Below are 19320 nucleotides of genomic sequence, written 5' to 3'. Positions count from 1 at the left end.
GCGACTCGGGGCCTATAGCGGCCCGCCGAGGCGCCAGTAGCCGGTGAACTGGACGCGGTCGGGCTCCTGGCCGCGGGCGAGGAGATGCCGGCGGACGGCCGTGACCATCCCGGACTCGCCGGCCACCCACGCGAACCCGGCGGGGAGCTCGACCGCGGCCATCGCGTTGATGAGCTCATCCGCCGAGCCGGGCGCCGCCGCCACCACCCGAACCCGGACGCGGTCGGCGTCGGCGGGGGAGACCGCGGGCAGAACCGTGCGGGGGAGGGCGGACGGGTCAGGCACCGCGGCCAGCACGTCGAGCGCCAACGTCGGCGGTCGCTCCTCGATCAGCCGGGCCAGCGCGGGCAGGGCGGTGGCGTCCCCCACGGCCAGCATCCGGTCCACCGCGGGAAGGGCCCGGCACACCCGCGGGCCGACGATCGTCAGCGCGTCACCCGGCCGGACCGACTCGAGCCAGCGCACGCCCGCGCCCGAGGCGTGGCGGACCAGGTCCACGGCGAGGGCGCCGTCTCGCAAGGACCGCACGGTGTACTCCCGCACCAGCGCGGCGCTGCCCGGTGGGTGGCCCAGCCCGCCACCCGGCGCGGGAACGGGGAGGGTGACCTCGCCCGTCACGGGATCGGGCAGGCAGAAGACCACGACGTCGTCGAAGGACGGGCTGCGCACGGCGGGCACGAGGCCGGTGTCGCCGGCCGCGGCGGAGGCGGTGGCGCATGCGGAGCTGGCGGCGGCGAACTCCCCGAGCTCGTCGCCCTCGAGCGTCACGCGCACCAGCTCGGGAGCGAGGGGTTCGACGGCGCGTACTCGGACCCGCCGCAGCGCGGTCGGCTGCCAGCTCTCCGCCCGGTGGGGGTTGCGCGGGCGCGGGGTCTCGCGGTCGGACGGGCGCCGTGCGGGTTTCTCGGACATGCCGGTCTGGTCAACCACGGCGACCCTCCCGCCACAACAGACCCAGGAAGAACAGCCCGCCGAGCACCACCGTCACCACGCCCACCGGTAGCGGCTGGGCGAACGCGTGCTGAGCCACGAGGTCGGAAGCCAGCAGCAGCACCCCGCCCAGCAGTGCCGCCGGCAGGACCCGATCACTGCGGGTGAGCAGCCGCGACAGGTGCGGAGCCACCAACGCCACGAACGAGATCGGCCCGGCCGTCGCCACGGCCGCCCCGGCCAGGACCGTGGCCGCCGCCAACAGGACCAGCCGCGTGGAGCGCAGTCGCACGCCCAGGGCCACCGCGACGTCGTCGCCGAGCGCCAGCGCGCGCATGGCCCGGGACCGACTCGCGATGACCACCGCGGCCACGAGCAGCACCCACGCCAGCGGCCAGAGCTCGGACCAGCCGCGACCCTGCAGCGAGCCGGTGAGCCAGATCTGGGCGGTCACGGCGCTGGCCACGAACCCCCTGGAGAGCAGGTGCGCCACGTACGCCATCGCCAGGGCGCCCAGGGCCACGCCGAGCAGGACCAGGCGGGCGCCGCTGAGCCCGCGCCACCACGTCAGGGCCAGGATGAACCCGGTGGTGAGCGCCGCGCCCGCGAGTGCGCCCGTGGCGACCTGCGCGATCCCGCCGCCCAGCACGAGGATCACCGTCGCCCCGCCCGCCGACGCGCCCTGGGTGATGCCGATGATGTCCGGGCTGGCCAGCGGATTGCGGGTGAGCGCGCAGAACAGCGCGCCCGACGTCGCCAGAGCCGCGCCCACCGCCAGCGCGACCAGCGCCCGGGGCAGGCGGCGTTCGTGGATGAAGAAGTTGGTGGTGCGGTCGGGTGCGTCGCCGAGCAGGGTCGCCACCGCGTCGGGGACCGAGATGATGAACTCGCCGATCACCAGCGAGGCGGCCACGAGTATGACGACGACGACGGCGAGGATCGCAGTGACCCACGCAGTGCGCAGGTGCAGCCGCACCGAGAATCGGCCGGCGGCGAGGAGGCGTTCGTCGCTGGGCAGGGCTGTTGCGGGGCGCGGTGCGGTTATCGTCATGCGACACCCACCCGTCGGCCCGCGGCCAGGTACGCCACCAGCAGCGGCGCGCCGATGAACGCCATGACCACGCCCGCCGGGGTCTCCGAGCCGCTCGCGATCACGCGGCCGACCACGTCGGCCACCAGCAGCAACGCCGGGGCCACCACAATGGACAGCGGCACCACCCGGATCAGGCTCGGGCCGACGAGACCGCGGACGAGGTGGGGCACGACCAGTCCCACGAAGCTGATGGGGCCGGCCAGCGCCGTGGCGGTCCCGGCGAGCAGTGCGACGGCGACGAGCGACCACACCCGCACCCACCCGGGGCGCACGCCCAGCGCCACCGCCGAGTCGTCGCCCAGGGCGAGCGCGTCCAGGCCGCGCAGGAGCAGCAGGGCGATCACCGCGCCCGCGACGACGAGCGGGATCACGCCGGTGACCTCGTCGATCGACCGCGCAGTGAGCGAGCCGACTTGCCAGAAGCTGTACGCCTGCAGGACGGTCTCGTCCAGCACGACGAACGTTTGGCTGAGACCGGACAGCACCGCTGCCAGCGCGACGCCGGCCAGGGTGAGCCGAACAGGGGAGGACGCCGCGAGCGCCGAGGTGCTGAGCAGGAGGATGATCGCGGACGCCACACCGGCGCCGGCCAGTGCGAACCACACCGTGGAGGCCAGGCCGAGGCCGCCGGTGAGCGTCGCTCCGGCGACCACCCCCAGCGCGGCGCCGGCATTGACGCCGAGGATTCCCGGGTCGGCGATCGGATTGCGGGTCATTGCCTGCATGAGCGCCCCGGACGCGCCGAGCGCCGCACCGCACACCAGCCCGAGCACGGTCCGGTTGGCCCGCAGTTCGCCGACGATCCCCACCACGCTCTGCGTGCCCTGGCCGAGCAGCGCACCCACCACCTCGGCGGGCGGGATCGGGCGGGCACCGATAGCGAGGCTGGCCACGACCGCGGCCGCCAGGGCCAGGACGGCCACGATCAGTCCGGGGAACAACCCGGCTCCGCGGCGGGGCTGCTGGCCAGCGCTTGCTGCCGGGGCGGCTGCCCGGTCGGCGGCCGGCACCGCGGGCCGTGCGTCGGCGTCGGAGTCGGGGAGAGGTCGTGGGGCCACGGTGGAACCCTAGACCAGACTCATTGTTAGGTGAGCCTTGCCTGTGTGGTTTGATCTGTAGTCATGACCAGAATCTCACGCCGGCGCCGCTCGGTGCCCGCCCTGATCGCCATGGCCCTCGCCTCTGCGGTGGCTCTGTCCGCGTGCTCCGGCAGCAGCGACACCGCCGAGGCACCTTCGGACGAGGCCTATACCGTCACCCACGCGATGGGCGAGACCGTGATCGACGGGACGCCCGAGAGGGTCGTCGTCCTCGACTCTCCGCACCTCGACGCGCTCGTCGCGCTCGGCCACACGCCCGTCGGGATCACCGAGTCCGGCGCCGGCTCCGGCGCCCCGCCGTACCTCGGTGACGTGGACGCCGAGATCGTGGGCCTGACCTCCGAGCCCGACATCGACGCGATCGCCGCCCTTGCCCCTGACCTCATCATCGGCGCCAAGGTCCGCCACGAGGCCATCTACGACGAGCTCTCCGGCATCGCCCCCACCGTGTACTCCGAGAACTCCGGCACCGACTGGCAGGAGCAGGCGCGGATCACCGCCGCCGCCGTCGGTGAGGACGAGGAGATGGAGCAGCTCATCGACGACCTCGACACCCACATCGCCGAGGTCGGCGAGCAGGTGGGCGCCGAGGGCACCACGCTGTCGATCGTCCGGTTCCGCCCGGACAACTTCCGCCTCTACGGACCCGAGACGTTCTCCGGCTCGATCCTGTCCCAGATGGGCTTCGACCTGGGCGAGCGCGAGTGGAACGAGTACTCCATGGCCGAGCTCTCCCCGGAGCTGTACGAGCAGATCACCGGCGACGTCGTGTTCTTCACCAACCCCGGCGGCGACCCGTCGGCGACGACCATGGCGACCGTGACCGGGCTCTGGGGCGACCTGCCCGCCGTGAAGTCCGGCCAGACCTACGAGGTCGAGGACGAGACCTGGATGGTCGGCATCGGCGTCCTGGGCGCCGGCGAGATCCTCGACGACGTCCAGGAGATCCTGGGCTGATGCGCCCCACCTCCCTCGACCGTGATGCCCGCGCCGGCGCCCAGCTCGAGCGCGGGCGCGGGCTCACGGTGGAGGGGGCGCGGCTCGCGTACGAACGGCGCGTCGTGGCCACCGACCTCGACCTGGAACTGCCCGAGGATGCGTTCACGGTGATCGTCGGCCCCAACGCCTGCGGCAAGTCCACGCTGCTCAAGGCCCTGGCTCGCGTGATCGCTCCCGGCGAGGGACGGATCCTGCTGGACGGACACGATCTGCACCGGCTGCGGACCAAGGCGGTCGCCCGCCGGATCGGGCTCCTGCCGCAGGGCGCCGTCACTCCGGAGGGGATCCGGGTCGACGACCTGGTGGCGCGTGGCCGGCACCCGCACCACAGCCCACTACGCCAGTGGAGCCGCGCCGACGACACCGCCGTGACCGCCGCGATGGCCTCCACCGGGGTGTCCGATCTGGCGACCCGGTTCGTCGACGAACTCTCCGGCGGCCAGCGCCAACGCGTGTGGGTCGCCATGCTGCTGGCCCAGGAGACGCCCATCCTCCTGCTGGATGAGCCCACCACCTACCTCGACATCGCGCACCAGTACGACCTGCTGGACCTGCTCCGAGACCAGCACGAGAGCGGTCGCGCGGTGATCGCCGTGCTCCACGATCTCAACCAGGCCGCCCGCTACGCGACGCACCTGGTCGTGATGAAGGACGGCCGCGTGGTGGCCACCGGCGCCCCGGCCGAGGTCCTCACCGCCGAGCTGGTGGAGCAGGTTTTCGGGCTCCCGTGCCTGATCGCCGCCGACCCGGTGACGGGAACGCCCACCGTGGTGCCGCTCGATCGGCGCAGGCGGAGCTGATCGCACCGCTACGCTGACCGGACCTCATCCGCTCACCCTGGGAGATTCATGTCCGCACTGCGCACGTCCATGGCTGCTGTCGGTGCCGCGATCGCGGCAGGCGTTGCGGGAAGTCTGATCGGCGCGGCGCCCGCCACCGCACAGCCGGCCGCCCCGCCGATCCCGCGGGGTATGCCGCAGGTGGTGACCGATGTGCTCGGCCCCCGGGACCCCGGGTTCTGGAACCCGGCGGTGAACGGCACCCGCGTCCTCACCCCGGTCGAGCCTGGTGTCGAGGTGGCGTGCGCGACGGGCTTCGAGCCGGTGATCTCGTGCTCGACGCTCGACATGCGCGACTTCACGCCGCAACGCAGCCTGGGGTTCATCGACGTGCCCACGCTCGGAGGGCCCGCACTGCGGATGTGGTTCGACTATCCGCGGTGGGGCGACGGCTCGACCGGGGACGTGAACCGGCGGGTGATCGAGTGGTGGGAAAGCAGGAACTGACGTCACCGACGGCGACTGACCCGCCGCAGACAGTCGTACCCGGCCCTACCGGTCGGGCTTGAGGCCGTTCTCGATGCCCCACGCGACCGCCTGCGCGCGCGTGGCCACGTCCATCTTCCGGTACGCCGAGCGCACGTAGGTTTTCACCGTGTTGAGCGAGAGGTAGCACTGCTCGGCGATCTGCTCGTTGGACAGCCCCTGCACGATCAGGCTGACCACCTCGGCTTCTCGGTGTGAGAGGCCGGCCTCCTTGGCGGGCCACTTGTCGGGACCCATGATCGGCAGGCCCGCTCCCGTCAGGGTGACGCGCTTGCCGGCGGCGATCTGCTCGATGCCACTCACCAGCTCGGGAGCGGTCAGGGACTTGGACAGGAACCCGTGGGCGCCCGCGTCGAGGCTGTCGCGCACCGCGGCCGGGTCAGAGGTGAACGAGTAGACGGCGACCGCCGCGATGGTCGGATCCTGCAGGAGCTTCTCGAGGCGGTCGTCCTTGCCCAGGGACGAGGCGAAGGAGTCGTATAGGGCCACGTCCACGGTGGCCGATCCGCTGGAGACCAGGTCCTTCTCCACCATCTCGATCCGGTCGGAGTAGGGGGCGAGAAAGGCGTTGACGCCGGCGACGACGACGAGGTAGTCATTGACCACTGTGACCTTGATCGGCATCCGCAGATCTTAGCAACGGGCTCTGAACGGCCACGCCCTGCTAATACACCCCTAGGGGTGAAGTGTGCCCGGGTGGACCCGGGAGACAATTCGACGTTGATCTTCCGCCATCTGCGACAGGAGCACGAGTGCCACGGTTCAGGAATCTGAAACCCACATCGGAGTTCTGGGCCTGGAGGGACGACGGAGCGTGCGTCGGCGACCCCGATCTTTTCTACAGTGCCGAGGACGAGCCGAAGGGCGTGCGCCGTCGCAAGGAGAAGGCGGCCAAGGAGATCTGCGCCCGCTGCCCGGTCCTCGAAACGTGCCGCAAGTTCGCGATCGAGGCGGGCGAGCTCTACGGCGTCTGGGGCGGGATGACCGAACTCGACCGGCACAAGCTGGCCGGGCGGCAGCGGACCGGCTGAGACTCCCGCCCCCGCCCCCAGTGGAGTGACCGTCGCGCGCTACGGCGGCATGCGCCTGAAAAGCCCCGGATCAGTGCGGCGATGGTGCGCTGATTATCACGCCGGATCAGGCCCGACAACTGATAACCAGATGAGCGCTGGGCCCACGATCCGCGCCAGGCGCGTCGATAGGTCGCACCTGCTCACGTTGTCCCAGGACGGGTCACGGAGAAGTCAGTGTCTGTGACCACTCGACGAACAGCGGGCGCCGGACGGGCAAGGGCTCGCGTATCTGGCGCGCGGGCGCCGAATCTCGTGTGCACGGCCCCCACACACCGGGCGCGCGGACCCCGCTAACGAAGAATGTCCCGGGCCATCGACGAACGATGATCCGGGACATTCACTCTGAGCGGATGACGAGATTCGAACTCGCGACCCTCACCTTGGCAAGGTGATGCGCTACCAGCTGCGCCACATCCGCATCGCATTCCGGCCCGCCGGGGCGTTCCGTGCTGCGAGAAAGAACAATAGCGCACGCCGTGGAGCGGTTCCACGCGGGGTCCCCGAGCGCGCCGGACGGGGTCCTCGAGCGCGTCGGACGGGGTTCACGATGGGGCCGATCGCGGGCCCGACCACGGCTGCGCTGCGCCCGCACCGCCCCGGATGTCGAAATCCGGCGGACGGTTCCGTCCCCCTCGTGAAGCGACCACACTGGGTCGCACAGCGTGAGGAGGACCATCATGGCCAAGTACCTGTTGCTCAAGCACTATCGCGGCTCGGCGCCGGAGGCGCCCACCTATCCACCGCTGGGCGAGTGGGCGCCCGAGGAGATCTCCGCGCACTTCGAGTACATGGAGGATGTCGCCAACCGGCTTCGAGAGAGCGGGGAGTACGTGGACTCCCACGCACTGTCGGAGTCGGGGACGTGGGTGCGGTACGACGGCGAGGGCAAGCCCCCGCTGACCGACGGCCCCTTCGCCGAGACCAAGGACCTCATCGCCGGCTGGATGATCATCGACGTGGCCGACTACGACCGTGCGGTCGAGCTGGCCGGCGAGCTGTCCGCGGCACCCGGCCCCGGCGGCGCGCCGATCCGGGAGTGGCTCGAACTGCGGCCCCTGCTCGCGGCGCCCACGGAGATGGAGGACTGACCGATCGTGGCCGGGCACGATGCCGTGGCCGGGCCCGGCTCACCGTCCGGCCTGGACCTGCGGGCGCTCATCCCGCAGGTGATCGGCGTCCTCGTCCGCCGCGGAGCCGACTTCGCCGCGGCCGAGGACGCCGTGCAGGACGCCCTCGTCGAGTCCCTGCGCAGCTGGCCCGCCGACCCGCCACGCGATCCCCGGGCCTGGCTGATCGCCGTGGCGTGGCGCAGGTTCCTCGACGCGGCCAGGTCGGAGTCGGCCCGTCGGCGCCGCGAGGGCCTGGCGACGGCGGAGCAGGCGGTGACCTCGTCGTCGTCGTACTTTCCGCTCGTCCCACGCGACCGGGGTGACCGGGGTGACCCACGCGACCGGCGCGACCGCGACGACACCCTCTGGCTCTACTTCCTGTGCGCGCATTCGGCGCTGTCGATGCCGTCGGCGATCGCGATGACCCTGCGCGCGGTCGGCGGCCTGACGACGCGGCAGATCGCGCGGGCGTTCCTCGTCCCCGAGGCGACCATGGCGCAGCGCATCAGCCGCGCCAAGCGCACGCTGGCCGGCCAGCGGCTCGACCGGCCCGGCGACGTCGCGACCGTCCTGCGCGTGCTCTACCTGGTGTTCAACGAGGGCTACACCGGTGAGGTCGACCTGGCCGCCGAGGCACTGCGCCTGACCCGGCAACTGTCGGCGGCGATCGACCACCCCGAGGTGCGTGGGCTGCTGGCGCTGATGATGCTGCACCACGCGCGCCGGGCGGCGCGGTTCGGGGGCGACGACGACGAGCTCATCCCCCTCGCCGAGCAGGACAGACGCCTGTGGGACGCGGACGCCATCGCGCAAGGGACCGCGATCCTGCAGGCGGCGCTCGCGCGCGATCAGCTGGGGGAGTACCAGGCGCAGGCCGCGGCGCTGGGTGGGCGACGGTCAGCGGGGCCCCTCCGGCCGCCGGCGTAGCCGCACACACTCTGGCGTCTGCGCGCAGCCGCTCCTGCGGATGGCGTCTCGCTCCCGGGGATGTGCGCGAATTCCGCAGCCGCCTCTGGCCATGGCGTCTGGCCTGCGCTTCGGGGCGCGCGAGACGCCATGGCCAGAGGCGGCTGTGCAGCGCTCGGTGGTCCGCTCATCCGGCCCGGCGTAGCGTGCGGGCATGACCGATTCCCAGCAGATCCCGAGCAGCGACAACGGACAGCGGAGCGGAGATTCCAGCGGCGAGACCCTCGGTGCGCCGGTCCCCGAGGGGCGGGCGGCCGGCGGTGGGTCGCTGCAGCGTGACCCCGACGACTGGGTCACCGGCGACGAGCCCATGACCGAGGCGCAGAAGAGCTACCTGGACACCCTGGCCCGCGAGGCCGGCGAGGAGCTCCCCGCGACGTTGACCAAGGCGGAGGCGTCCGAGCACATCGACCGCCTGCAGAAGGGCAACCCGCGCACCGACCGGGCGTAGGCGTCCCGCTCCGTGCAGCGCCACGCGCGGATGGCACCGACGCGGTGCTTTGAGGATCCGCGAGTGCGCGAAGGCTAATGCGGCTAACATTGTTGGTGGCCGTCAGGTGTGGACTCCTTGGCGGCGTCTACGTGAAGAGGATGCGAGGGGCCGGGCCCGCACGAGTCGCCCGGGTCACGCAAGTGGGTCTCGCCCACGGACTGAACAGGTTGTAAAATTCCGCTCAGAAGGCGGGTGGTCGCGATGACTGTTCAGAATCGGGTGATGTCGCAGAAGGCCGTGTCGGGAGATCGCGCGGAGCGTGCACTGCGAGAGCTCGACGACCCGCTGTTCGCCGACCTCGTCGTCAAGGAACTGCGTCGGCGCAGCTCGTTCACCGGCGTCGCCGGACAGGTCGACGGGACCCTGCGGGCCGCGCGCTCGCGGGCCCGGGAACCGCTCCGCGGGCCGGCGGGCGCCAACAGTCGCCGCTCCGTGGTCCCCTGCGCACCGCGCAGCGCCGCGTTGCAGGCGCCCCACGTCTGTTCATACGAGGCGGGCGAGATCCTCATCCGGCGGGGCGTCCTGTCCGACTCCGCGCCCACCGACGCACTGCGGACCTTCGCCCGCCAGGGCCGGCTCATCGTCCTGCGCGGCGACCGCAGGTGGGTCTACCCGCGGTTCCAACTCGACCACTTCGACCCGCGCCGCGCAGACGACATCGTCGCCGTGGTCAACCGGATGCTCGACGCCGGGCACGCCCCGGAGGCCGCCACCGTGTGGTGGACCACGCCGACCAGCTCGCTGCCCGGGCGGCGCGCGCCCATGGACCTACTGGGTCAGGACCACGCCGCGCTCCGCGAACTGGCCGCGGCCTACGTCACCGGCGCGGAAGTCTGACCACGACTTCTGTTGACGGCGGGGAGGTCTGACCGCGCCCGACCGGATCGTGATGCCGCAGGCCCGGGGGTGAGCTCGGCCGCGCGCGGCCGCTCCGACGTACCGCCGCGCCCTAGACTCCCCACATGATGGTTCTCGCCGCGTCGCCTCCGACCGACCCCTCCGCGGGGTACGACGGGTTCATCGGCTGGATCCTCTCACTCATGGAGACCCTCGGCGAGCTCGGCGTCGGTATCGCGATCCTGCTGGAGACCTTCCTGCCGCCCATCCCGTCCGAGGCCGTCCTTCCCGGCGCCGGCTTCCTGGCCTACGACGGCCGGATGAGCTTCTGGCTGGCCTGGGTGGCGGCGACCGCGGGTGCGCTGCTCGGCGCGTGGATCTGGTACGTCGTGGGCGCGGCGCTCGGCCGGGACCGCACCCGCCGCCTCGTCGGCCGGATCCCGCTGCTGGACCACGACGACTTCGACAAGTCGGAGGCGTTCTTCCAGAAATGGGGCGGCGTCGCCGTACTGGTGGGGCGCTGCGTCCCCCTCGTGCGGTCGTTCATCTCCATCCCCGCGGGCATCGAACGGATGCCGTTCGCGCACTTCAGTGCCTACACGCTCCTCGGGTCCGGCGTGTGGAACGCCATCTGGATCGGCGCCGGATACCTCTTCGGCCCCGCCATCAAGCCCGCGCTCGAGCAGTGGAGCGGCATGCTGTCCAACGCCGTGCTGGCGGTGATCGCGATAGCCTTCGTGTGGTTCGTGGTCAAGCGCGTGCGCCGACTCTCGCGGACGGCGATCGCCGAGAAGAAGTCGGTCGGTAGCGACCACTGAGCCGTGACCGCGCGTGGGCCGGACCGGGTGTCGTCCATCCGGCCCGGACGGCGCTCCGAATCCCCCGTGGTCGCCGGAACCACCGACGCGGCCCCTGACGCCACCCGCGGACGCGGCGTACGTTGGGCCACGCCCGCACCACACGACCTGAGGAGATCGCCCATGTCCGATGCGCTCTACACCGTCGAGGCCCTGTCGACCGGCGGCGGCCGCGACGGCCACGTGGCCACCGCCGACAAGGCCGTGGACCTGACCATGGCCCCGCCCGAGGAGCTCGGTGGCTCCGGCGAAGGCAACAACCCCGAGCAGCTGTTCGCCGCCGGATACGCCGCCTGCTTCCACTCCGCCCTGCAGAGCGCGGCCAGGCAGAAGAAGGTCAAGATCGACGGCTCGTCCGTCGGCGCACGGATCTCATTGGTGCGCTCGGGCGAGGAGAGCATCGACCTGGCCGTGCAGCTCGAGGTGATCATCCCCGGCCTCGAGGCAGAGCAGGCCGACGAGCTGGCCACACTCGCCCACCAGATGTGCCCCTACTCGCGCGCCGTCGAGGGCAACATCGAGGTCAACGTCTCGGTCGGCGAGGACTGAGCGCCACCTTCTCGCGGGGGCGTGTCAACAAAAGCCTGTTCTCAGCAACGGCGCTGCGCTAGCGTTGCTCGCACGGTCGGCGTCGTCCAGTCGATCCGGGAAGTCACGGGGGACCTTCCATGCGGAGCACATCGATCAGACGCGGCATCATCCTTCTGGTCGGCTCGATCGCCCTGGCTAGCTCAGCGTGCAGCACCGGCGGGGCCGGGTCCGCAGACGAATCGGCGATCGCGCCCCCGCCGCCGCCCGCATCGCAGATCGCCGGCACGCAGCCGGTCCTCGCGGTCGACATCGTGCAGGGCCTCCAGGAACAGCCCGTCGAGGTGAAGGTCCACGGCGACCGGGGCGTGTCGGTGACGTTCCGCGAGATCACGATCGCCGCCGGTACCGGCACGGGGAGGCACTGCCATCACGGTCAGCTCATCGCCGTGGTCAAACAGGGCGAAATCACCCACCACTCCGACACCTTCCCCGGAGGTACACGCACCTTCCGGGCGGGGGACTCGGTCGTCGAAGGCGCCGGTTACCCGCATGAAGTGCGGAACCAGGGCACCGAGGACGTCGTCCTCATGGTGACGTACGTGACCCCGGTCGGGAAGCCACTCATCGAGGAAGACCTCTCCCAGTGTGAATGACGGTGGGACAGCGGTCAGAGCATCTGCCGCAGCATGTACAGCAGGATGCCGCCGTGCTGGTAGTACGTCTCCTCCGCCGGGGTGTCGATGCGGACCTTTGCGGTGAACTCGATCGCGTCGTCGCCCTCGCCCGCGCGGACCGTGACCTCGCCCGGAACAGAATCCTGGCCGTCGAGTCCGGTGATGGAGAAGACCTCATCGCCCTTCACCCCGAGGCTCGAAGCGGACTCGCCCTCGGGGAACTGCAGGGGCAGCACGCCCATACCGATGAGGTTCGACCGGTGGATCCGCTCGAACGATTCCGCGATCACGGCTCTGACCCCGAGCAGCTTCGTGCCCTTGGCCGCCCAGTCGCGCGATGAGCCGGAGCCGTATTCGGCGCCGGCGATGACGACCAACGGCACGCCGTCCTCGGCGTAGCGGATCGACGCATCGTAGATGCTGGTCTGCTCGCCGCTGGGGAAGTGGGTCGTGACGCCGCCCTCGGTGCCGGGCGCCAGTTGGTTGCGCAGCCGCACGTTGGCGAAGGTGCCGCGGATCATCACCTCGTGGTTGCCGCGCCGCGACCCGTACGAGTTGAAGTCCGCCGGCTCGACGCCCTGCTCCTGCAGGTACTTCCCGGCGGGCGAGGAGGCCTTGATGGCACCGGCCGGGGAGATGTGGTCGGTCGTCACCGAGTCGCCGAGAAGAGCCAACACGCGGGCGCCGGTGATGTCCCCGATGGGCTCCGGCTCCGCGGACATGCCGTCGAAGTACGGTGGCCGCCGGATGTAGGTGGAGTCCTCGTTCCAGTCGAACTTGTCGCCCTCCGGCACGCTCATCCCGCGCCAGTTCTCGTCGCCCGTGAAGACGTCGGCATAGCCCTTGGTGAACATGTCGGCCTCGAGGTTGGCGTCGACGACCTCCTTGATCTCGGCCGAACTCGGCCAGATGTCGCGGAGGTAGACCGGCTCGCCGTCGGAGCCGGTCCCCAGCGGATCCTCGAGCAGGTTCTTGCGCATGGTCCCGGCGAGGGCATAGGCGATGACCAGCGGCGGGGACGCCAGGAAGTTCATCCTGACCTCGGGGTGGATGCGTCCCTCGAAATTGCGGTTACCGGACAGGACCGCCGCGACGTTGAGGTCCTTGTCATTGACCGCCTCACTGACGGCCGGCGTCAGCGGCCCCGAGTTGCCGATGCACGTCGTACAGCCGTACCCGACCAGGTCGAAGCCCAGCTGCTCCAGGTACGGGGTGAGGCCGGCCCGCGCGTAGTAGTCGGTCACCACGCGGGAGCCGGGGGCCAGGGTCGTCTTGACCCACGGTTTGGGCGCGAGTCCCTTCTCGACCGCCTTCTTGGCGAGCAGTGCCGCGCCGATCATCACCGAGGGGTTGGACGTGTTGGTGCACGAGGTGATCGCCGCGATGACGACGTCCGCGTGGTCGACGATCACCGGGGAGTCGCCGCCCAGCACGACCTCCGCCGGGTCGCTGGGCCAGCCGAGCTTGGCGTTGGCGGTCAGCTGCTCCTCGGAGTAGCGGCGCGGCGGCTCATCCGTCGCCGTATCGGGATTGAAGGCGATCGGGTCGCTGGCCGGAAAGGTGTCCTCCGCGGCGTCGTCCACGCTGCCGGGCCGCCCCCCGGACCGTTCCTTCTCCTCCGCGAGGTTGCCGAGGACCACGGCCGGCGCGTCGCCCAGCTCGATACGGTCCTGCGGGCGCCGGGGACCCGCGATCGACGGCTCGACGCTCGCAAGGTCGAGCTCGATGACCTGGGTGTACTCGGCCGGATTGTCCGGGTCGTGCCAGAGCCCCTGCTCCTTGGCGTAGACCTCGACCAACTCGATCTGCTCCTGAGACCGGCCGGTCAGCCGCAGGTAGTCGAGCGTCTCCGAGTCGATCGGGAAGATCGCACACGTCGCCCCGTACTCCGGGCTCATGTTGCCGAGCGTGGCCCGGTTGGCCAGCGGCACGCTGGAGACGCCGGGTCCGAAGAACTCGACGAACTTGCCGACCACGCCGGTCTTGCGCAGCAACTCCGCGACGTGGAGGACCAGGTCCGTCGCGGTCGTGCCCTCCCGCAGTTCACCGGTCAGCTTCAGGCCGATGACCTCCGGGATGAGCATGCTCATCGGCTGGCCGAGCAGAGCTGCCTCGGCCTCGATGCCGCCGACGCCCCACCCCAGCACGCCGAGGCCGTTGACCATCGGTGTGTGTGAGTCGGTGCCCACCAGCGTGTCCGGGTAGGCCTGCCTCATGCCCTCGGTGCCCTCGCGGGTGAAGACGACCCGGGACAGGTACTCGAGGTTGACCTGGTGGCAGATTCCCGTGTTCGGAGGGACCACGAGGAAGTCAGCGAACGACTCCTGCGCCCACCGCAGGAGCTGGTAACGCTCCCGGTTCCGTCCGAACTCGAGGTCGGCGTTGACCTGGAAGGCGTCCGGACGGCCGAACACGTCGGCGATGATCGAGTGGTCGATCACCAGCTCACCGGGGATCAGTGGGTTGATCTTCTTGGCGTCCCCGCCCAGATCGGTGATCGCGTCGCGCATCGCGACCAGGTCGACGACGCACGGCACCCCGGTGAAGTCCTGCATCAGGACGCGGGCGGGCGTGTACTGGATCTCCCGATCCACCTGGTTACGGGGATTCCACTGCCGGAGCGCCTCGACCTGCTCGGCCGTCACCACGCGACCGTCCTCGTTGCGCAGGAGATTCTCCAGCAGGATCTTCAGGCTGTAGGGGAGTGTTACCTCGGTGGAGACCCGGTCGAGTCGGTAGATCTCGTAGTCGACGCCTCCGACTGCCAGCGCGTCTCGCGAATTGAAACTGTCGACACTCATGATCGGCCCCTTCCTTGTGTGGCGCCGATGGAGCCGTGCGAGTGAGGGGCTCACCGGCGTTGAGCCCGACCCTACCCCTGTCGATGAGAAGTTATAAGCGGTCACGCGTTCCGCGGAGCGGGCCGAGAACCGCGGTCGCGAAGTCGGTCCCGAACGGCCTTCGCGGCCGCTTTCATCAGTCAGCGTGGCGGTCCGGCGGCGGGACGTTCCGAGCGATGGCGGGAGCGCGCGCGGCCGAACAGCGGCTCGAGTCGTGCGTCCTCGTCCGGGGTCGCGATGCGGAACGGCGGTTCGGTCGGGGTCGGGAGGCTCCGCCGGTCCTGCCCGCGCGTGGCCCTCAGGCTCGCCACGACCGACACGGTGAGGATCGTGGCGATGACGGCCAGCGAGAGCGGGGTAGGGATGTAGAAGACGTCGATCTTCAGCAGCATCTTCACGCCCACCCACATCAGCACCAGCGCCAGGCCGATCTTGAGGTACACGAACCGATGGACCAGATCGGCGAGCAGGAAGTACATCGCGCGCAGCCCCAGGATCGCGAACGCGTTGGCGGTGAAGACGAGGAACACCTCGTCGGTGACGGCGAAGATGGCGGGAATGGAGTCGACGGCGAACACGATGTCAGTCGTCTCGACCAGCACGAGCACTGCCAGCAGGGGAGTGGCCATGATCAGTCCGCCCTTGCGGACCAGCAGTCGCTGTCCGTGGAAGGTGTCGGTCATCGGCACGAACCGGCGGAACGCCCCGAGGACCCTGGACTGGTCGGGGTTGAGGTGCTCGTCGCGCTGACGGATCATGCGGAAGCCCGTGTACAGCAGGAACGCGGCGAAGATGTAGAGCACCCAGGAGAAGTTGGCGATCAGCACCGCGCCGCCGGCGATGAAGATCCCGCGGAAGATCAGAGCGCCCAGCACACCGAGGAACAAGACCCGGTGCTGGAACTGCGGGGGCACCGCGAAGTGGGCGAAGATGATCGCCCACACGAAGACGTTGTCCACGGCCAGGGACTTCTCGATGAGGTAGCCGGCGAAATACTGTTGGCCGAAGTCAGCGCCCCAGACGGCCCAGACGATCGCGCCGAAACCGACTCCGAGCGCGATCCAGACCGCCGACCACGTGGCCGCTTCCTTCACGCCGATGACGTGTGCCCGGCGGTGTGCGACGAGGTCGATCGCAAGCATCACGACGATGAAGGCGATGACGGCGAACCAGAGCCAGAGCGGGGTGTCCATAACGGGGACCTTTCGATCAGTGGGTGATCGAAGGTCTCTCCCGGCCACTGACTATGTGTGGCCCGCTCCGCCGGGCCCGGGGCCGTAGTGACGACGATGCGTGTGAGGGATACTTCCCTTCTGGTGGAGTCAGAGTAGCGGAAAAGACGAGTCGCGCGTAAAGGTGGCCGCCGATCAACCGGGGGGCCGGCGTGAACGCGCGGCCCCCCGATGCCGGTCGGCCGGGAGTCAGACGACCTCGTCGTCGTCGCCTTCAGGGTCGCCGTCGTCGTCGGGTAGTTCGATAGCCTGCTCCGCGACGTCCGCCGGGTTGGCCTCGCGGAAGGGGTCGTCGACGGTCACCTCGGGCTCGTACTCCTCGGGAGCGGTGACAGAATCAGGGCCCGGGGTGTACTCGTCCGGGTCGATGGGGTTCTCGGTGATCATCTCGTCCTCCTCGTGGCGTGGGGGCGCGTGGACCTCCACGTCTAGCAGCCTCTCGCCGGCCGCGCCACTGGACAGCGCGTCGGACCGCGCGAGGCAGCGGTCGACCCGGGCGTGCGGGAGCACTTCCGTGCGCTGGCCGGGGCGCGTCAGGAGTTGGCGATCGCCAGGATGATCCACACCGGAAGCCAGAGCCCGAACGTCACTATCGTCAGGACCAGGTGCAGGGCGTGGTTGACCCGCTTCGCCGGGGCACCGTGCACGTAGACGGCCTGTTGCATCGGCGGGTAGCCGAACTGCTGCGGGTACGGGCCCGGTTGGAACTGCGGAGGGGGCACGTGCAGGTGTTGCGGGATGTACGGGTCGCCGTACCCGTACGGCGAGGGTGCCCCGTACGGCGCGGCCGGCGGCATGCCGTAGGGGAAACCGCCCTCGTGGGCCAGCGGCTCGACCGGTCGCGCGAACGGCGGGCGCTCGGCAGGGAACTGCTCCGCCGGGTACGACGCCGTGGGGAACTGCTCGGTGGGGTTCAGATGGTCCGGCAGCGCCGAGCGGCCCCGGTCGTCGTGGCCGCCCTCGGTCCACGGCCCGTCCTGCCGCCGCGGGTGCTGCTCGTTCATGGTGACTCGATTCGAGACTCGGGGCCGGGTGGGACTCCCACCAACATAACCCCCACCGCCGCATGTCCACGCCGTGCGGACCGAAGATCCGGGTCGGGATCAGGGTCACCCCGACCCCCGGTGCGCGCGTCTCGGGGGGACACCCCCCGGTCACCGACCCATCCCGACGCGGGAGGACTCCGAATCCCTGACGGTCACCTGGATGCTGCCCCTCGCACGACTCCTGAAAGCCCCTCCTGGGAGGGCGAGCTCGTCGTCGTCATCCACGCCGCCCGGTGAGCGCGGAGATGGCGCCCGCGGCCGCGGTGTGCGGACCGGCGTGTGCTACCTGTGGCGCACCGACGGCACCGGCGGGGGACTGACCCCCTGCTGGACGCACACGGTCGACCCCTCCAGGAGCACGCGCTGTAAGCCGTTCGCGCAGCGGTTCCGCTCCGCCCGCGCCGGTCAGCCGATCGCGGCGAGGAGATCAGCGCACGCCTTCTCGCACCGACGGCACGCCTCGGCGCACAGTCGGCAGTGCTCGTGCATGTCGGCGTGCTGCTCGCAGTCGTCGGCGCAGGCCGCGCAGCCGGTCCGGCACGCCACCAGCTGCGCCTTGACCACCTCGAGGTTGCTGCCGGTGCGGCGGCTGAGCAGCGCTGCGGTGGCGGCGCAGACGTCGGCGCAGTCGAGATCGGTGCGGATGCAGTCGCGCAGGTCAGCGACCGACTCCTCGCCCAGGCAGGCGTCCGCGCATGACGAGCAGATCGTCGCGCACGCTGCGGACGCCTCGAGGGCCTCTGCGAGCAGCTTGACGTCGAGCCCGTCGGTCGGATTCGGATGGGACCTGATCATCTCGGAAGTGCTCATGCGCCCACGCTACCGTTGTGAGCAGCTGTGACAAGGTCCGAAATCGCGGTGGAATCCGCGAGATGAGGAGTGCGAGTGAAGCTGGCGAACTCGCCGAAGGGCTTTCGCGCCCGACGCGGCCGCCCGCCGACGGTCGCACGCCCTGTTGGCCGAGGCATTCGTCCGGCGGTAACGGAGACTCGATCGTGTCGTCGGGCATGCGGGGTTCGCCGGCAGGCACCGATTCGCACCTCGGCGAGGGGCGCGTGGAAGGCGATCAGTCGAGGTCGGGGCGTCGGCGATTGCGCTTGATTTCGGCGCGTCGACGTTCGCGCTGGAGTCGTCGGCGGCGCGAGCCGAGGGTGGGCCTGGTCGGTCTCCTGGGGGCCGGCGGCGCCACGGCGTCGCGCAGCAGGTCGGCGAGTCGCTGCCGTGCCGTAGCGCGGTTGCGCCGTTGGGAGCGGTTCTCCTCCACGGCCACGGTGAGGACGGAGCCCGACAACCTCGCGGCGAGCGCCTGAAGCGCCCGGGTGCGCTGAGGCTCGTCCAGGGCCGTCGTCGTGGCGAGATCGAGGCTGAGCTGGACCCGCGAATCGGCGGTGTTGACGTGCTGCCCGCCCGGGCCCGACGACCGGGAGAACCGCTCGAGCAGTTCTCCGGTCGGGATCACGAGACCGCGGGAAGCGCCGGGCCCCGGGGGGACTCGCAGGTCGTCCATGACGTCAGTGTCCCGCATAGGGGCGCGGGACGGTGGGCCGACTGGGCCGCACCTGGCCTCACCGGGCCTCACCGGACTCCCGGGCGTGCGGCGACACTCAGGGGTCGGGCTGCTCCACGTCCCGCGTGCGGGTTTCGTCGGCCAGCCGCGGCTCGACGCGTCTGTCCGGGTGGAAGCCGGCCTTGTCCGCGTAGAACGCGCGGATGCGGTCCATGTCCGCCGCGACGTCGCCTGTCAGCTCGATCGTGGGCCCCAGCCCGGTCGTCATGGTGGCCCGATCGACGTACCCGAGCGTCACCGGGAGGCCCGTCTCCCGCGCGATCCGGTAGAAGCCGGACTTCCAGCGTGAGTGCCCACTGCGCGTGCCGTCCGGCGTGATGACCAGGCAGAACGTTTCTCCGGCGTGGACCTGCCGGACCATGTCCTCCACGACCCGGGCCGGGCTCCCGCGGTCCACGGCGACCCCGCCGAGCGCCCGCATGAGCGGCCCGCGCCAGCCGGAGAAGAGGCTGGCCTTGCCCAGCCAGTGAACGTCGATGCCCAGACGCCATGCGATGCCGAGCATCAATACGAAGTCCCAGTTGGACGTGTGTGGGGCGCCGAGGAGGATCGTCGGTCGATCCGGGCCGGGGCTGGTGGACAGCGTCCAGCGGCTGAAGCGCCAGAAGAGGCGAGCGGCAAGGGAACGGATCACCCCGCCACCCTAGG

Annotated in this window: 22 protein-coding genes and 1 tRNA gene; 11 read left to right on the top strand and 12 right to left on the bottom strand. The window is 70.7% G+C overall.

Going from position 1 to position 19320, the window contains the following annotated elements:
- Positions 1-12 precede the first annotated feature (12 nt).
- Genes DCI01S_RS10475 through DCI01S_RS10465 form a run of 3 tightly spaced genes read right to left on the bottom strand, consistent with a single transcriptional unit; the run spans position 13 to position 3081 of the window.
- Complete coding sequence (locus DCI01S_RS10475) at positions 13-930, bottom strand: siderophore-interacting protein (protein WP_061229163.1); 918 nt, start codon at positions 928-930, stop codon at positions 13-15.
- Complete coding sequence (locus tag DCI01S_RS10470; RefSeq protein WP_061229162.1) at positions 923-1981, bottom strand: FecCD family ABC transporter permease; 1059 nt, start codon at positions 1979-1981, stop codon at positions 923-925. Before DCI01S_RS10470 ends, DCI01S_RS10475 begins: the two co-directional genes overlap by 8 nt.
- The gene (locus DCI01S_RS10465) at positions 1978-3081 is read right to left on the bottom strand and encodes a FecCD family ABC transporter permease (protein ID WP_232303073.1); all 1104 of its coding nucleotides are present in this window, start codon (positions 3079-3081) and stop codon (positions 1978-1980) included. Before DCI01S_RS10465 ends, DCI01S_RS10470 begins: the two co-directional genes overlap by 4 nt.
- 63 nt (positions 3082-3144) lie before the next feature.
- Between DCI01S_RS10465 and DCI01S_RS10460 the strand changes: the two genes are divergently transcribed.
- The 3 genes from DCI01S_RS10460 to DCI01S_RS10450 are packed head-to-tail and all read left to right on the top strand — an operon-like array spanning position 3145 to position 5408.
- Positions 3145-4080, top strand: a complete 936-nt coding sequence (locus DCI01S_RS10460) for an ABC transporter substrate-binding protein (protein WP_061229161.1) — start codon at positions 3145-3147, stop codon at positions 4078-4080.
- Positions 4080-4922, top strand: a complete 843-nt coding sequence (locus tag DCI01S_RS10455) for an ABC transporter ATP-binding protein (RefSeq protein ID WP_061229160.1) — start codon at positions 4080-4082, stop codon at positions 4920-4922. Before DCI01S_RS10460 ends, DCI01S_RS10455 begins: the two co-directional genes overlap by 1 nt.
- 48 nt (positions 4923-4970) lie before the next feature.
- Complete coding sequence (locus DCI01S_RS10450; protein WP_061229159.1) at positions 4971-5408, top strand: hypothetical protein; 438 nt, start codon at positions 4971-4973, stop codon at positions 5406-5408.
- Between the two features lie 45 nt (positions 5409-5453).
- On the opposite strand, the gene DCI01S_RS10445 is transcribed toward DCI01S_RS10450, so the two are convergent.
- A complete protein-coding gene (locus DCI01S_RS10445) occupies positions 5454-6071 on the bottom strand; it encodes a response regulator transcription factor (RefSeq protein ID WP_061229158.1) in 618 nt (205 codons plus the stop codon).
- Positions 6072-6199: 128 nt separating this feature from the next.
- On the opposite strand from DCI01S_RS10445, the gene DCI01S_RS10440 reads away from it, so the two are divergent.
- Positions 6200-6478 carry a WhiB family transcriptional regulator gene (locus tag DCI01S_RS10440; protein WP_007634069.1) on the top strand — a complete coding sequence of 93 codons (279 nt, stop codon included), beginning with the start codon at positions 6200-6202 and terminating at the stop codon, positions 6476-6478.
- 387 nt (positions 6479-6865) lie between these two features.
- On the opposite strand, the gene DCI01S_RS10435 is transcribed toward DCI01S_RS10440, so the two are convergent.
- A tRNA-Gly gene (locus DCI01S_RS10435) sits at positions 6866-6938 on the bottom strand.
- Between the two features lie 259 nt (positions 6939-7197).
- On the opposite strand from DCI01S_RS10435, the gene DCI01S_RS10430 reads away from it, so the two are divergent.
- The 7 genes from DCI01S_RS10430 to DCI01S_RS10400 all read left to right on the top strand — a co-directional run bounded on the left by DCI01S_RS10430 (position 7198) and on the right by DCI01S_RS10400 (position 11966).
- Positions 7198-7608 carry a YciI family protein gene (locus DCI01S_RS10430; protein WP_061229157.1) on the top strand — a complete coding sequence of 137 codons (411 nt, stop codon included), beginning with the start codon at positions 7198-7200 and terminating at the stop codon, positions 7606-7608.
- 6 nt (positions 7609-7614) lie between these two features.
- Entirely contained in the window at positions 7615-8556 is a 942-nt protein-coding gene (locus tag DCI01S_RS10425) for an RNA polymerase sigma factor (RefSeq protein WP_375545260.1), read from the top strand.
- A gap of 193 nt (positions 8557-8749) precedes the next feature.
- Positions 8750-9046: a DUF3072 domain-containing protein gene (locus DCI01S_RS10420; RefSeq protein WP_061229156.1), complete on the top strand. Its 297-nt coding sequence runs from the start codon at positions 8750-8752 to the stop codon at positions 9044-9046.
- A 264-nt stretch (positions 9047-9310) separates the two neighbouring features.
- Positions 9311-9925: a hypothetical protein gene (locus DCI01S_RS10415; protein WP_109149218.1), complete on the top strand. Its 615-nt coding sequence runs from the start codon at positions 9311-9313 to the stop codon at positions 9923-9925.
- A 125-nt stretch (positions 9926-10050) separates the two neighbouring features.
- Positions 10051-10743 carry a DedA family protein gene (locus tag DCI01S_RS10410; protein ID WP_061229154.1) on the top strand — a complete coding sequence of 231 codons (693 nt, stop codon included), beginning with the start codon at positions 10051-10053 and terminating at the stop codon, positions 10741-10743.
- A 162-nt stretch (positions 10744-10905) separates the two neighbouring features.
- Positions 10906-11331 (top strand): organic hydroperoxide resistance protein, encoded by a 426-nt coding sequence (locus DCI01S_RS10405; protein WP_061229153.1) that lies wholly within the window; start codon positions 10906-10908, stop codon positions 11329-11331.
- A gap of 119 nt (positions 11332-11450) precedes the next feature.
- The gene (locus DCI01S_RS10400) at positions 11451-11966 is read left to right on the top strand and encodes a cupin domain-containing protein (RefSeq protein WP_061229152.1); all 516 of its coding nucleotides are present in this window, start codon (positions 11451-11453) and stop codon (positions 11964-11966) included.
- A 14-nt stretch (positions 11967-11980) separates the two neighbouring features.
- On the opposite strand, the gene DCI01S_RS10395 is transcribed toward DCI01S_RS10400, so the two are convergent.
- The 7 genes from DCI01S_RS10395 to DCI01S_RS10365 form a co-directional block, all read right to left on the bottom strand.
- Positions 11981-14788, bottom strand: coding sequence for an aconitate hydratase (locus DCI01S_RS10395; protein ID WP_061229151.1), 2808 nt, complete (start codon positions 14786-14788; stop codon positions 11981-11983).
- A 179-nt stretch (positions 14789-14967) separates the two neighbouring features.
- Entirely contained in the window at positions 14968-16020 is a 1053-nt protein-coding gene (locus tag DCI01S_RS10390; RefSeq protein ID WP_061229150.1) for a TerC family protein, read from the bottom strand.
- Between the two features lie 228 nt (positions 16021-16248).
- Positions 16249-16569, bottom strand: coding sequence for a hypothetical protein (locus tag DCI01S_RS10385; RefSeq protein WP_232303074.1), 321 nt, complete (start codon positions 16567-16569; stop codon positions 16249-16251).
- Positions 16570-16592: 23 nt separating this feature from the next.
- Positions 16593-17063 (bottom strand): hypothetical protein, encoded by a 471-nt coding sequence (locus DCI01S_RS17220; RefSeq protein ID WP_156482576.1) that lies wholly within the window; start codon positions 17061-17063, stop codon positions 16593-16595.
- Between the two features lie 447 nt (positions 17064-17510).
- A complete protein-coding gene (locus tag DCI01S_RS10375) occupies positions 17511-17915 on the bottom strand; it encodes a four-helix bundle copper-binding protein (RefSeq protein ID WP_061229149.1) in 405 nt (134 codons plus the stop codon).
- A 256-nt stretch (positions 17916-18171) separates the two neighbouring features.
- Positions 18172-18612 carry an alternative ribosome rescue aminoacyl-tRNA hydrolase ArfB gene (gene arfB / locus DCI01S_RS10370; protein ID WP_061229184.1) on the bottom strand — a complete coding sequence of 147 codons (441 nt, stop codon included), beginning with the start codon at positions 18610-18612 and terminating at the stop codon, positions 18172-18174.
- A gap of 97 nt (positions 18613-18709) precedes the next feature.
- On the bottom strand, positions 18710-19306 hold the full coding sequence (locus tag DCI01S_RS10365; protein ID WP_061229148.1) for a 1-acyl-sn-glycerol-3-phosphate acyltransferase: 597 nt from the start codon (positions 19304-19306) through the stop codon (positions 18710-18712).
- Positions 19307-19320: the final 14 nt, after the last annotated feature.

The sequence above is a fragment of the Dietzia cinnamea NBRC 102147 genome (assembly GCF_001571065.1).
GTDB lineage: Bacteria > Actinomycetota > Actinomycetes > Mycobacteriales > Mycobacteriaceae > Dietzia > Dietzia cinnamea.
The sequence above is the reverse complement of the archived record's forward strand: the minus strand, read 5'-3'. Positions and strand labels throughout refer to the sequence as shown.

Bases quoted from the DNA above. Each gene is read 5' to 3' on its own strand.
- DCI01S_RS10445 (WP_061229158.1), bottom strand. From the start codon at position 6,071: ATGCCGATCAAGGTCACAGTGGTCAATGACTACCTCGTCGTCGTCGCC.
- arfB (WP_061229184.1), bottom strand. From the start codon at position 18,612: ATGGACGACCTGCGAGTCCCCCCGGGGCCCGGCGCTTCCCGCGGTCTC.
- DCI01S_RS10450 (WP_061229159.1), top strand. From the start codon at position 4,971: ATGTCCGCACTGCGCACGTCCATGGCTGCTGTCGGTGCCGCGATCGCG.
- DCI01S_RS10400 (WP_061229152.1), top strand. From the start codon at position 11,451: ATGCGGAGCACATCGATCAGACGCGGCATCATCCTTCTGGTCGGCTCG.
- DCI01S_RS10470 (WP_061229162.1), bottom strand. From the start codon at position 1,981: ATGACGATAACCGCACCGCGCCCCGCAACAGCCCTGCCCAGCGACGAA.
- DCI01S_RS17220 (WP_156482576.1), bottom strand. From the start codon at position 17,063: ATGAACGAGCAGCACCCGCGGCGGCAGGACGGGCCGTGGACCGAGGGC.
- DCI01S_RS10415 (WP_109149218.1), top strand. From the start codon at position 9,311: ATGTCGCAGAAGGCCGTGTCGGGAGATCGCGCGGAGCGTGCACTGCGA.
- DCI01S_RS10390 (WP_061229150.1), bottom strand. From the start codon at position 16,020: ATGGACACCCCGCTCTGGCTCTGGTTCGCCGTCATCGCCTTCATCGTC.
- DCI01S_RS10460 (WP_061229161.1), top strand. From the start codon at position 3,145: ATGACCAGAATCTCACGCCGGCGCCGCTCGGTGCCCGCCCTGATCGCC.
- DCI01S_RS10430 (WP_061229157.1), top strand. From the start codon at position 7,198: ATGGCCAAGTACCTGTTGCTCAAGCACTATCGCGGCTCGGCGCCGGAG.
- DCI01S_RS10375 (WP_061229149.1), bottom strand. From the start codon at position 17,915: ATGAGCACTTCCGAGATGATCAGGTCCCATCCGAATCCGACCGACGGG.
- DCI01S_RS10410 (WP_061229154.1), top strand. From the start codon at position 10,051: ATGATGGTTCTCGCCGCGTCGCCTCCGACCGACCCCTCCGCGGGGTAC.
- DCI01S_RS10455 (WP_061229160.1), top strand. From the start codon at position 4,080: ATGCGCCCCACCTCCCTCGACCGTGATGCCCGCGCCGGCGCCCAGCTC.
- DCI01S_RS10405 (WP_061229153.1), top strand. From the start codon at position 10,906: ATGTCCGATGCGCTCTACACCGTCGAGGCCCTGTCGACCGGCGGCGGC.
- DCI01S_RS10420 (WP_061229156.1), top strand. From the start codon at position 8,750: ATGACCGATTCCCAGCAGATCCCGAGCAGCGACAACGGACAGCGGAGC.
- DCI01S_RS10395 (WP_061229151.1), bottom strand. From the start codon at position 14,788: ATGAGTGTCGACAGTTTCAATTCGCGAGACGCGCTGGCAGTCGGAGGC.